Annotated in this window: 13 protein-coding genes; 4 read left to right on the top strand and 9 right to left on the bottom strand. The window is 66.0% G+C overall.

From position 1 onward, the window contains the following. The first annotated feature begins 33 nt into the window (after positions 1–33). Positions 34–612: a DUF1989 domain-containing protein gene (locus ASD67_RS17805; protein ID WP_056350133.1), complete on the top strand. Its 579-nt coding sequence runs from the start codon at positions 34–36 to the stop codon at positions 610–612. Between the two features lie 59 nt (positions 613–671). Here the strand turns inward: ASD67_RS17805 and ASD67_RS17800 are convergent, their stop codons facing one another. From ASD67_RS17800 to ASD67_RS23515, 9 genes are all read right to left on the bottom strand, one after another. Beyond that, positions 672–1,007, bottom strand: a complete 336-nt coding sequence (locus ASD67_RS17800; protein WP_056350130.1) for a hypothetical protein — start codon at positions 1,005–1,007, stop codon at positions 672–674. A 40-nt stretch (positions 1,008–1,047) separates the two neighbouring features. Continuing rightward, on the bottom strand, positions 1,048–1,830 hold the full coding sequence (locus ASD67_RS17795; protein ID WP_056350129.1) for an SDR family NAD(P)-dependent oxidoreductase: 783 nt from the start codon (positions 1,828–1,830) through the stop codon (positions 1,048–1,050). After that, complete coding sequence (locus ASD67_RS17790; RefSeq protein ID WP_056350127.1) at positions 1,823–3,040, bottom strand: zinc-dependent alcohol dehydrogenase; 1,218 nt, start codon at positions 3,038–3,040, stop codon at positions 1,823–1,825. The genes ASD67_RS17795 and ASD67_RS17790 overlap by 8 nt, the downstream gene beginning before the upstream one ends. A 38-nt stretch (positions 3,041–3,078) precedes the next feature. Further along, complete coding sequence (locus tag ASD67_RS17785; protein WP_082545150.1) at positions 3,079–3,753, bottom strand: SRPBCC family protein; 675 nt, start codon at positions 3,751–3,753, stop codon at positions 3,079–3,081. 228 nt (positions 3,754–3,981) lie between these two features. Next, on the bottom strand, positions 3,982–4,638 hold the full coding sequence (locus tag ASD67_RS17780; protein WP_056350125.1) for a DUF6766 family protein: 657 nt from the start codon (positions 4,636–4,638) through the stop codon (positions 3,982–3,984). After that, on the bottom strand, positions 4,619–5,296 hold the full coding sequence (locus ASD67_RS17775; RefSeq protein ID WP_327197030.1) for a PRC-barrel domain-containing protein: 678 nt from the start codon (positions 5,294–5,296) through the stop codon (positions 4,619–4,621). Before ASD67_RS17775 ends, ASD67_RS17780 begins: the two co-directional genes overlap by 20 nt. Positions 5,297–5,496: 200 nt before the next feature. Beyond that, entirely contained in the window at positions 5,497–5,694 is a 198-nt protein-coding gene (locus ASD67_RS17770; RefSeq protein WP_056350121.1) for a hypothetical protein, read from the bottom strand. Further along, the gene (locus tag ASD67_RS17765; protein WP_056350119.1) at positions 5,691–6,440 is read right to left on the bottom strand and encodes a Crp/Fnr family transcriptional regulator; all 750 of its coding nucleotides are present in this window, start codon (positions 6,438–6,440) and stop codon (positions 5,691–5,693) included. Before ASD67_RS17765 ends, ASD67_RS17770 begins: the two co-directional genes overlap by 4 nt. Before the next feature lie 44 nt (positions 6,441–6,484). Further along, positions 6,485–6,838 carry a hypothetical protein gene (locus tag ASD67_RS23515; RefSeq protein ID WP_200938062.1) on the bottom strand — a complete coding sequence of 118 codons (354 nt, stop codon included), beginning with the start codon at positions 6,836–6,838 and terminating at the stop codon, positions 6,485–6,487. Between ASD67_RS23515 and ASD67_RS17755 the strand changes: the two genes are divergently transcribed. Genes ASD67_RS17755 through ASD67_RS17745 form a run of 3 tightly spaced genes read left to right on the top strand, consistent with a single transcriptional unit; the run spans position 6,837 to position 12,365 of the window. Then, positions 6,837–9,005 (top strand): catalase, encoded by a 2,169-nt coding sequence (locus tag ASD67_RS17755; RefSeq protein WP_200938061.1) that lies wholly within the window; start codon positions 6,837–6,839, stop codon positions 9,003–9,005. The genes ASD67_RS23515 and ASD67_RS17755 overlap by 2 nt on opposite strands. Positions 9,006–9,031: 26 nt before the next feature. Further along, positions 9,032–10,150: a glycosidase gene (locus ASD67_RS17750; RefSeq protein WP_056350115.1), complete on the top strand. Its 1,119-nt coding sequence runs from the start codon at positions 9,032–9,034 to the stop codon at positions 10,148–10,150. After that, positions 10,143–12,365, top strand: a complete 2,223-nt coding sequence (locus tag ASD67_RS17745; RefSeq protein WP_235535722.1) for a hypothetical protein — start codon at positions 10,143–10,145, stop codon at positions 12,363–12,365. The genes ASD67_RS17750 and ASD67_RS17745 overlap by 8 nt, the downstream gene beginning before the upstream one ends. The last annotated feature ends 63 nt before the right edge of the window (positions 12,366–12,428 follow it).

The raw sequence follows: 12,428 nt of genomic DNA, 5'->3' as shown, positions 1-12,428 counted from the left end.
TTCCCGCCGCACCTTCTCAGTTCGGGAGCATTCATGACCGACCGGATCGCGCCCCGCAGCGGCGTCGCCTTCACGCTTCCCAAGGACAAGATTCTCTGCGTGACCGACCCCGAGGGCGGCCAGGTCGGCGACCTTCTTGCGTTTCGTGCGGCGGATCCCCGCGAAGCGATCTCGAACGGGCGGACGTTCGACTATGAAGAGACGATCCGGCTGACGACCGGCAACCGCTTGTGGTCGAACCGGTCAAACGCGCTGCTCGAGATCGTCGAGGATAGCTGCGGGGTGCATGATTTTCTGCTGACGCCGTGCAGCGAGGCTACCTTTCGCCATTTCTACGCCGACAAGCCCGTTCATCGCGGCTGCTTCGGCAATCTGGCCGAAGCGCTCGAGCCATATGGGATTGCTGCCGACGCCATTCCCGTCGCGTTCAACCTGTTCATGAATGTGCCGGTCGGCAGCGACGGCAAGATCCGCGTCCTTCCGCCGACGACGAAGGCCGGTGACTTCATACGGCTTCGCGCGCTCGACGACCTGATCGTCGGGCTCACCGCCTGCTCGGCCTACGACAGCTGCGGCGGCAGCTTCAAGCCGATCGACTACCGGATCGAGTGAACGGCCGGGTATGGCGCTGCCAGAGCGATTGCGCCGCGCCGCCCGACCGCCGCGAGGGCCTAACGGCTCCCGCCAACCGGCGCGTCCGCTCCCTTGCCGGGCGGGGGCGTATCGGGTTCGGCAGCGCGCCCGCCGCCGCCTTGCGGATCGCTGTCATAATCCTCCGCATTGCCTTTGCCGCCGGCACCCGCGCCGCTTCCGCTGACCGGGCCGCTGCCGGTGCTGCGCCGATGGCCGCGGTTGGCGGCCCCCGATACGTCGCCGGCCTCGCGCTCGCCGGCGGGATAGCGCTCGGGCGTCGTCGTCCCGACATTCTCGCGGCGTTCCACGGGCTCTTGCGGCAACGACCCGTCGCCGGCGGAGCCCCCATCCCTGCTGTCATTGCGATTGTTCATGATCGTCTCCTCTTCACCAAATGATGCCGGGTCGGCCAGATCAGCCTTGCTTCCCCGACCCCGGCTCGGCCAGCTTCCGGTGCATCTCGGCTGTCGCCGCTTCGCTGAGGACGCCCGATGCGAGGACCTGCGCCTTGTTCTTGAGCCCGTGAACGACCGCATGCTCTCCTGCGAGGAGCGCATCCCATCCGGTTTTCGCCACATCGGCGGGATCGTCCTTTTCTGATTGCCCGACCTTCGTGTCGAGCATGCCGGCCCGCTCGAAAAAGCGCGTCTCGGTCGCGCCGGGTTTGAGACAGGTGATGGTGACGCCGCTGTCCTTCAATTCGTTGCCGATCGCCGCGGCGAAACTGTCGACGAAGGCCTTGGTGCCGTTATACACCGCCTGAAAAGAGCCGGCGAGATGACCGGCGATCGAGCCGGTGATCAGTACCTTGCCTTCGCCGCGCGCGACCATCGCCTTCAGGACCGGCTGGAGCAGCAGCAGCGTGCCGGTGATATTGGTGTCGATGACGTGACGCCACGCGTCGACGGGCTGGTCTAGAAAACCGCGACCGAGGCCGTGACCTGCGTTCGCGACGAGAATGTCGATCGGCCTGCCGCCCGCAGCGGCGAGAAGACGTTCCACCCCGGCAGCGGTCGCGAGGTCGGCTTCGACCGCCTCGACCTCGACGCCCTTGGCAAGGAGACCCGCGGCAGCGTCGACGAGCGGCTCGTCGGCCGCGACAATGAGATCGTAACCATCTTTCGCCGCGAGTATGGCGATCTCGCGGCCGATACCGCTTGAGGCGCCGGTGACGATAGCGAGTTTGCGATCAGGCATGTTCAATCTCCTGCCGGGCCGAGACGGCCCCTTTTGCGAGGCCGGGCTTGAGCACGATCTTCGTGTAGAGGTCCTGCTCGTCGTGCCAGTGCCGGTACATGTCGGCGGCGTCCTCGAGCGATGCGTGATGCGAGATGAGCGAGACGGTATCGAACTTGCCGGCCTGGATCATCTCCAGCAGATCGCCCGAATAGCGCTGGACATGCGTCTGTCCGCTCTTGACGGTGAGGCCCTTCTCCATGAGCTGACCGAGCGGGAATTTGTCGGCAAAACCGCCGTAAACCCCGGGGATCGACAGGCGGCCGCCCTTGCGGCACGCAAGGATCGCCTGGCGCAAGGCGTGGATACGTTCCGTGGACGACAGCATCTTGACCTTGACCTGGTCGAGAATGTTGTCGGCCGTAAACCCGTGGCTCTCCATTCCGACGCAGTCGATGCAGGCGTCCGGCCCGACGCCGCCGGTCATTTCATCGAGCGCCTCGCGAACGTCGACCTGTGTATAATCGAGGATCTCGGCACCATATTTGCGCGCGAGCGCGAGCCGCGTCGGAAAATGATCGATCGCAATCACGCGCCCGGCGCCCAAGAGCAGCGCCGACTGTATCGTGAACAGGCCGACGGGGCCGCAGCCCCAGACGGCAACGGTGTCGCCGGGCTCGATATCGGCGTTGACCGCCGCCTGCCAGCCGGTCGGGAGGATGTCCGAGAGGAAGAGCACGTCGTCGTCGGGAAGGTCGTCGGGAATGACCACCGGCCCGACATCCGAATAGGGAATGCGGACATATTCGGCCTGTCCGCCGGCATATCCGCCGGTAAGGTGCGCATAGCCGAACGCCCCGCCCATCGCATGACCCATCATCAGCTCGGATGCATCGCGCGTCTCGGACGGATTGCTGTTGTCGCAGGCGCTATATTGCTGCTTCTCGCAGAAGAAGCATTGGCCGCAGCTGATCGTGAAGGGAATGACGACGCGCTGGCCGCGCTTCAGCGTCGAGGCGGCGCCGGTCTCGATGACTTCGCCCATGAATTCGTGGCCGACGATATCTCCCGCGCGCATGCCCGGAATATAGCCGTCGTAAAGATGAAGGTCCGAGCCGCAGATCGCGGTCGAGGTCACGCGAATGATCGCATCGCGCGGGTTGACGATTTCGGGATCGGGAACGGTTTCGACACTGATCTTGTGGCGTCCCTGCCAGGTAACGGCGCGCATGGCCTTCTCCTTGATGTGATTGTGCTGCGGTTCGGCGTTCAGATGTGCGGCTCGGCAGGGCTCTCGGCGCCTCGCGCGGAGGGCGAAGCATTGGTCGTCACTTCGCCCGTTTCCATAAGCTGCTTGAAACGGTGAAGGTCGCGCCGCGCCTGCACTTCGGGCTCGCGCTGAAGGAGCTTGGCGGCGAGGCGCCCGACCTTCCCGGCGGGCGGGTCATAGGCGAGGATCAGGCTGACATAGGTGCCTCGCCCCGCCGGCGCGTCGGTGAAGCGCACCTCGCCGCTGTTCGCGATGTCGGAGGCCGGCGTACTTTGCCAGTAGATCGATGTGTCCTCGACGCGCTCGGTGATGCGGTTGACCAGTGTCACCTCGCGCCCGGCGGGCGCCTTGATCGTCCACTGCGAGACATCGTCGCCGACGTCGTCGACCGCGACCACATTCTCCATGAATTCGGGAAAGCGTTCGGGCGTCCATGCCGCATAGAGCTCGGCACGGGGGCGATTGATCAGCACCGACTTGCCGAACATCGCGCGGGAGGAGGTTTTGTCGAGTGTCCAATGCGGCGCGTCGGTCGCGATTGTTTCTTCCTGCCCTCGGTTCTCGCGGTACCGACGGCGCTGCCAGAGCGCCGCGCCGGTTGCGAGCACGGCGATGCCCGCGCCAGCGGCGGCGAGAATCAGCGGATCGGGAAGGTCATTCTTGGATCTGGACATGGATCATCTCCCGCCCGGGCAGAGGCCGGGCGTCATCTGGGGAGCGTCGGCGGGGCCGGCGCCGGTCGGGGGAAGCGGCCCCGACTTCGGGGCGATGAACGACTGACGCCCGTCCGCTGCGATCGTTCCGCGGTTCGAGGATTAAATCGGCGCTCCGAGCGCCCAGCGAGACAGGCACCGGGGCAGCGGGGCCGTAACACGCACGCCGGTTCGCTCGGCCATTCGCGGTCACGATCCCGTCTCCGCGTGCGGAGCGGCGACAGGCTTCGATTCGGGCGACTCTTTCTGACGAAGGAAGATCGACAAGAGCACCAGAACGGCGGTCGACAGAAATTCGCTCTGCCAATTCTGGAAGGATTCGAACCAGAGGCCGGGGTCGCCGAGATAGGCGAAGGTGGAAAGGGCGATTTCGCCATGCTCGCGCGCGTCCTCGGCGGCCGCGCGCGCGCTCTGCGTCCAGTGGAGGATGAAGGAGGCAAGAAACAGCATCGCGAGCACCAGCCCCAGCGACCGAGCATAGAGAGCGCGCGCGAGACGACCCTTGCGCAGCACCGCAGGGGCACCGGGCTTGCGCGCCTGCGCGGCAAGATCGGCGTCGCGCAGCGGCGCGTCGGGACCCCGCGATTCCGACGAGCCACGCTGAACGAGCATCGCCGTCAGCACGACATAGGCCGACATCTGGAGAAACTCGCTCTCCCAGTTTTCGAACACCGAGGACAGGAATTGCGGACTGCCGCCATAGGCCCAGAGCGAGAGACCGGGCTGATGGTGCCGCGCAGCGTCCGCGAGCGCGACGTGCCACCCCGTTACCCAGTGGCCGACGATCGACGCTGCGAACAGCAGCAGAAGCACGATGGTGAGACCATTATCCTTGAGCCGCGTCATGGGCCCCTTCCTTTCCGGCGCCCCGCGGCGCCTCGCCCGCCGCCGCCACTGCGGGGGCGAGCGACGCTCCCACGGCCACCTGTCCGCGTGGGGGCCGCGCAGGCCAGGCGGCGCCGTCGAGCGTCTCGCGCATCTCATATTCCGCAGCGCTCATCAGCAGCACGAGCCCGTCGGCATGACAGTCGAGCATCGTCGCCGGCACTGCGCGGAGCGTCTCGTCGATGCCGCCGAGCCCGCCGCTGGCGACGACGACATAAGAGAGGCATCCGCTTTCGCATTCGATCATCGCATCGACCGCCTGGCCGACAACTTCGCCGCGGATATCGCTCACCGGAAGACCGCCTAGCGCACTCGCGGCGAAGAGCGAGGGCGAGGCCGCGATCCGGCTTCGCTTCGCGGCACGCCGCGCGCCATCCTCATAGCCGCGCTGGCGGCCGAGCCAGCGCCATATTCCGACGAGATTGACCAGCGTCAGGAACAGGTTCGTCGCAAGAAGATTGGTCTGGCCCGATGTGAACCCGACGACCGACCAGGCGAGCGAGCCCAAAGTGAACACGACGAAGCCCGAGCCGGTCACGCGCGCGCCGAGATTGGCTGCCGTCATCATCGCCGCGATCATCGTCGCGGCAGGCGCAATCAGTCCGGCGGCCTCTTCCACGTGCGGCTTCTCCTCGGTGGGCGGCACCCGCTGGCGCCGCTCCCGGGCAGAACCCGCCGCCGTATCACCGCGTTCCCCCGGACGGCAGCGATACAACATCGATCAATGCGTTTATCGGCGCCGCGCGCTGTGCGTCGGCTCCTTGGCGCCAGATGGGCGACGGCCCCGTCGCCCCCGTACGGGCGCGATCAGGCGATCCTTCAGGACCGCCTGGCGGCGAGCTGTTCTTCCGCGCGCCTCGCCGCCTCGATAAGGCTTTCGCCGGTACTGCGCGCCGCCGCCGGGGTCATCGTCACCGCAACACCGTCGGGGCCATCGAGCAGGACAACGCCATCTTCGGCGGTGGCGATCCCCGCTTCCGTCTCGGGCGGCTGGGGGGAAGACAAATCATCGGTCATCGGCGGGGCCTCTGGTCTGGGAGCGGCGGAGATGCGGGATCGTCGATATAGAGATAGGCGGGATCGAACTGGCCGCGCCGCGCCAGCTTCGCGGCATCGAGAATCTCGACCTTGCCGTTGCGGAACGTACAAAGCCCTTCCTCGCGAAGATGGCGTACGACCCGGTTCACATGCACGGTCGTCAGGCCGCAGATCTCGGCGACATCGGCCTGCGTCAGTCCGAGCGTGAACTGACGCCCGTCGCTCAGCCCCGCCGACTGGAGACGCACATTGGTCTCGCAGAAGAAATGCGCGACGCGGCCGATGGCATCGAGGCGGCCGAGCCGGAAGAGCCATGCACGGTGGATTGCGGCATCGAGCAAGGTCGCGAACCAGAGCTTGCGCGTCAGCTCGGGCATTTCCTCGGTGATCGCGTCGAGCTCGACATGCGGGACGATCGCGACCGTCGCCGGGGTCATCGTACCAACATCATGGTCGAGGTGTTTCAGCGGGTAGGCGTGGAGGTCGACAAAGTCGCCCGGCAGGTGGATCGCGACAAGTTGGCGAAGACCGTCCCGGTCGTCGAGATAGCGCGACATGATGCCCTCGACGAGGAGCGTGCTCTGGTCGAGCCATTCGCCGGCGCGCGCGATGATCTTGCGGGCCTCGACGGTCGAAGTGGTGCTGATGGCGGCTTCGAGGCGCGCGCGCTCGCCGGCCTCGAGGCTTACCCCGCGACGGTCTCTCAAGAAGCGATCGGTTAACATCACTGACGTTCCCTGTTTCGTCCGAAATGCGTGAGCGGGCCTGCTCAACTGCGATCATCCGAAAGCCCGGCAACCGCCAACAAGGGAAGCGGAATCGTCATGATCGAGGTTAATCGCATGTCCGGTGCAGCAACTTTCAAAGCGCAAACTCGTTCCATCGCCGGGTCCGGAGGGCGTGCTTGCACGCCCGCGGACCGCGTTCCGCCCAACTGCTGCGCCCCTTCAGACAAAGCGAGATCCGACATGGCCAAATCCCCCACCGCCCCCTCTTCCACCCGCGCGGACGCCGCGAAGCCGAAGCCGCGCCGTGGGCAGAGCGCCGCTGCGATTGCAGGAAAGGACATAGGCGGAGAGTCCCCGCGCAAGGCACCGCTCTTTCCGGCCGATGCGCCGATCATGCAGAGCTACGGCGAGGATCGTGGCACCGGCGGCGAGACGCATCAGGCGGGCGCCGGCCATGCGCCGCTCACCACCCAGCATGGCGTGCCGGTCGCCGACGACCAGAACAGCCTCAAGCAGGGCGCGCGCGGCCCGACGCTGCTCGAGGATTTTCATTTCCGCGAGAAAATCTTCCATTTCGACCATGAGCGTATCCCCGAGCGCGTCGTTCATGCACGCGGCTATGGCGCGCACGGCTATTTCGAGCTCACCGACAGCCTCGCCGACGTCAGCCGCGCCGACATCTTCCAGCGCGTCGGCGAGCGCACGCCCGCCTTCGTGCGCTTCTCGACCGTCGCGGGTTCGAAAGGCTCGTTCGACCTCGCACGCGACGTGCGCGGTTTCGCGGTGAAGCTCTACACCAAGGAAGGCAATTGGGATCTCGTCGGCAACAATATCCCGGTCTTCTTCATCCAGGATGCGATGAAATTCCCCGACCTCGTCCATTCGGTGAAGCCCGAGCCCGACCGAGCCTTCCCGCAGGCGCAATCGGCCCACGACAATTTCTGGGATTTCGTGAGCCTGATGCCCGAGAGCTTCCACATGATCATGTGGGTGATGTCGGACCGCGCAATCCCCCGCTCCTTCCGCACGATGGAAGGCTTCGGCGTCCACACCTTCCGCCTCGTCGACGCCAACGGCAAGTCGACCTTCGTCAAATTCCACTGGAAGCCCAAGCAGGGGCTCCAGTCTGTGGTGTGGAACGAGGCGGTCAAGATCAACGGCGCCGACCCCGATTTCCACCGCCGCGACCTCTGGGATGCAATCAACAGCGGCGACTTTCCCGAATGGGAACTCGGCGTTCAGCTGTTCGACGACGCCTTTGCGGACAAGTTCGAATTCGACGTCCTCGATGCGACCAAACTCATCCCCGAGGAGCAGGTGCCGATCCGCACCGTCGGCCGCCTCGTTCTCGACCGCGTCGTCGACAATTTCTTCGCCGAGACCGAGCAGGTCGCCTTCTGCACCCAGAACATCGTCCCCGGCATCGACTTCTCGAACGATCCGCTGCTGCAGGGCCGCAATTTCTCCTATCTCGACACGCAGATCAAAAGGCTCGGAGGCCCGAACTTCACCCATATCCCGATCAATGCGCCGAAATGCCCGATGGCGCATTTCCAGCAGGACGGTCATATGGCGATGCGAAACCCCGTCGGCCGCGCCAATTACGAGCCGAACAGTTGGGGACCGACGGACGGCGGCCCGCGCGAGGATCCCGCGCGCGGCTTTGCGAGCTTCGCCGAAGAGGCCGAAGGCGCCAAGCGCCGCATCCGCCCCGAGAGCTTCGCCGACCACTATAGCCAGGCGCGGCAATTCTTCGTGAGCCAGACCCCGATCGAGCAGAAGCATATCGGCGACGCGCTTGTCTTCGAGCTGTCGAAGGTCGAACGCCCCGACATTCGCGCCCGCACCGTATCGCATCTCCTCCATATCGACCGCGGCCTCGCAGCTACGGTGGCCGATGGCCTGGGGCTGCCCCTTCCGGCGCCCGCCAATGCCGCAACAAAGCCGCTCGCCGACCTTCCCCCTTCCCGGCCGCTCAGTATCCTGCTCAACGGCCCGGCGAGCTTCGCCGGACGCAAGCTCGGAATCCTCGCGACCGACGGCGCGAATGCGCGGGTCTTCAAGGCGCTGACCAAGGCGGTCGACGCCGCCGGCGCTGTCTGGGAACTCGTTGCACCGAAGATCGGCGGGATCACGCTCTCGGACGGCACGAGCGTCGCGGGCCGGCACAAGATCGACGGCGGGCCGTCGGTGCTGTTCGACGCGGTCGCGCTTCTCCCGAGCGACGACGGGGCGGCGCTGCTCGCAGGCGATGCGGCGGCCAAGGACTTCGTCAGCGACGCCTTCGCGCATTGCAAATTTATCGGCCATAGCGCCGAAGCGGCGCCGCTCTTCGCGGCCGCCGGCCTCGCCGACAAGCTCGACGAGGCCTGCATCGCGCTGGCCAAACCTGGCGATGTCACCGCCTTCCTGGATGCCTGCGTGGCGCTTCGGCACTGGCCGCGTGAAGCCGGCGTCGACCTCGACGCAAAAGGCGGAACGAAGGAGGCGGCCGGGACATCGGCATCGCGCAAGGCGGTATCCGCTCCGGCAGCGAAACCGGCTTCCAAGCCGGCACGCTGACCGACCGCAGCGAAGGAGCGGTACTCATGCAATTCGCGACCGATCGGCTGGTCTTCGGCCCCGACGATGTCGATCTGTCGCGCTCGCCGCTCGCGGGTCAGCTCGGCCGCGAGACCTATGTGCTCGGGGCTTTCAACCCGGGCCTGCTACGCCTCGCCTCGGGCAATCTCCTGATGATGGTGCGCGTCGCCGAGGCGCTCCGGGCCCCGATCGAGGATGGTCATGTCCATTCGATCCGGTGGGAGGCTGGGCGCTACAAGGTCGATAGCTGGCCGCTCGAGCTTTGCGATACGTCGGATCCCAGAAAGTTCATGGTGCGCGGCGGTAGCTGGCGGGTCATGGCACTAACCTCGCTTTCGTGGCTGCTTCCCGTCGAGCTCTCGCCCGACGGGCTCGAGATCGTTGCCGTCCATTACGACAAGGCGGTCGATCCGGGCGCGGATTTCCAATGCTATGGCGTCGAGGACGCGCGTATCAGCCGGGTCGGAAGGCGCTGGCTGATGACCACCTGTTCGGTGAGCCCCGAGCGCCACTCGACGACGCTCTACAGTTCGGCGAACGGCCTCGACTGGGTCTTCGAGGGGATCGTTCTCGATCATCAGAACAAGGACATGCTGATCTTCGAGGGCCTGATCGACGGCCGCTACTGGGCGCAGACGCGGCCGCTCGGCGATCTCTATTTCGCCTACCCGCCGGGATCGAAGTGGCGGGCGGGGCCCTCAATCAACCTCGCGACCTCACCCGATGCGCTGCACTGGAAGCCTCATGAGGCCCCCGGCATCCGTCCGCATGCCGACACGGTGGCGACCGCGCGCATCGGCGGCGGCACCCCGCCGATCCGTACTGACGCGGGATGGCTCACGCTCTGGCATGGGGTCGAGCCGAAAGAAATCGTCGGCATTTACCGCACCTACTGGTCGCTCCTCGATCTCGACGATCCCTCGGTCGTCCTCCGCACCGATCACCGGCCGCTCCTCGAGGCGAACCCCGAGCTTACGCGTCCGCTCGAAGACAAGCTCTATATACGCGATGTCGTCTTCACGACGGGCATCGCCGACGGCGGCGATCAATATGTCGTCGCGTCGGGGGAAGCCGATCTTGCCTGTCGGATCACCCATGTCCCCAAGGCCTGTTTCGGTGACTGACCAGCGCGTGGAGACGCGGCGCGACACGCCGCTGACGCCCGATCTCGTTCGCGTTCGCGGTGAGCTCGCGGCCGCTACTCCGATCGTCTCGCAGAGGATCGACGACCTCTCCGTCGAACTTGCTGCGGGCGGCGAAGCGCTCTGGCTGTTCGTCCGGCGCGCCGACAGCGGCGGCGTCGCCCTGCGCGCGGCCTCGTGGCCCGGCGCGGCGAAGGTCCGCCGCGTCAAGCGCGCGGGCGGCGAGCTCGCCCGCGTGCATGTCGAAAGTGCGATCGGCGCGCATGAGGTCGCGCTCGAGGCGCGACCCGGGCCGCTCCCCTGCCTCCGCCTTGTCTCGACACTCCGCCCCTCGGCGCCGCTGCTCCTTCCGCCCGGAGCGCGCGATCTCTTTCCGTTCGACGCCCAGGACGATCCGATGGGGACCCGCGGCACCGTCGAGGCGGTGCAACGCGGTCTCAACGCCGGGCTCCTCTACGGCGAACTAACCGACCCCGCCTTCGGTACCTTTTTCTATTTCCAGGATTTCACGGCGCTCAATCCCTATTTCCAGGCGACTGGCACCAATCCGGATGCCGCGGTGGGAGGCATCTGGCCGGGGCTGGGCTTCCGCCTTCCCGGCCAGACGCTCCACACGGCCGACGAAGCCGCGCCGCTGGCGCCCGGGATCACTTATACGCTGAGCGATGCGAGGCTCGTCGTCCGCGACGGCTCTCCGGCAGACGAGCGCGACAGCGCGCGGCGATTTCTCCAGATGCTGGGCGCCGTCTATCGCTCGTTGTCCCTGCCGCCGACCGAATATCGCGACTGGCGGCAGAGGGCCGCGCGGACGGCGCGGCACCTCGACGCCGCGCCGGAGGCGACCGTGCGCCATTATGGTCATCGGTACGTGCACCCTTATACGGATGCCGAATATCCGGACGCCATGGTCCAGATGTCGATCGTGCAGGCGCTGCACGACTGGGGGAAATGGCGCGGCGAGGTTCATCCCCTCGAGGAAGAGTTCAAGGCCGGCCTCGGCAAATTTTACGATCCGAAGCTCGAGACGCTGCGCCGCTATCTGCCCAATGTCGGTGACGACAAGGATGCCGACGCCGTCGACAGCTGGTATCTCTACCACCCGCTGCTGAACCTCGGAAAACTCGCTCTCGATGGCGACGCGAAGGCGCGGCGGCTGTTTGTGAAATCGCTTCCTTATGCGATCCGCGCACCGCGGCATTTCGCTTACAAATGGCCGATCCAGTACAAGATCGCCGACTTCTCGGTCATCACCGAAACCGCCGGAGCCGACGGGCGCGGCCAGACCGATGTCGGCGGCATCTATGCCTGGGTGATGCTCGAGGCTTTCGAGCTCACCGACGAGAAGCTGTATCTCGACGAGGCATGCGCCGCGATCGACACCGCGGTCGGTCTGGGTTTCGACATCAATTATCAAGCCAACCTCACCGCCTGGGGCGCCGCCGCCTGCATGCGCCTGTGGCGGGTCACCGGCCGCGACGTCTACCGCGAGCAGAGCTATGTCTATCTCGCCAGTTTCTTTCATCACACCGAGATCTGGGAAAGCGAGATCGGCCTCGCCGTCCATCACCGCAACTTTCTGGGCGCAACCTGTCTGCAGGACGCACCCTATATGGCGATCTACGAATGTTTCGACAGCTTCGCCGCTTTCGAACATTATCTTGCCGACAGCGGACCCGACCTCGAGCCTGCGGCCCGCATGCTGATTTCGGAATATTGCCGCTATGCGCTCGATCGGGCCTGGTATTATTATCCCGACGCGCTGCCCGCCGAGGCCGTCTCAGACGAACAGCGCCCCGGTAACGGACGCATCGATCCCGCCCTCTCCTTCCCCGTCGAGGATCTTTATGCCGACGGTCAACCCGCCGGGCAGGTGGGGCAGGAAATCTACGGCGCCGGGGCCGCGTTCATCTTCGCGACCCGCGCCTTTCACCGCGTCGACGGCGCGCCGTTCGACCTTTATTGCGATCATTTCGTCCGTGCCCTCGAGCGCATGGCGCCAACGCGGCTCTCGCTTCGCCTTGACGGCGGCGAAGGCTGCACGGCCCGGCTCAGCTTCGTCCGGAAGAGCCGGGGCGAGCTTCCCGCGATACGCGTCGCCGCAGCGGACGGCGATGCGATCCGGCCCGACGGGAAAAGCGGCGACCGCCTCGATTTCCTCGTTCCGGCGAATGGCAGCCTCCTTCTCAGCTGGAAGTGAGGCGTCCGCCACGCGCGCCCGGTACAAACAGCGCAACATTTGTTAATCGGAGCGGCGCCGCGG

The organism is Sphingopyxis sp. Root1497, assembly GCF_001427085.1.
In the GTDB taxonomy this organism is placed as follows: Bacteria; Pseudomonadota; Alphaproteobacteria; order Sphingomonadales; family Sphingomonadaceae; genus Sphingopyxis.
The sequence above is the reverse complement of the archived record's forward strand: the minus strand, read 5'-3'. Positions and strand labels throughout refer to the sequence as shown.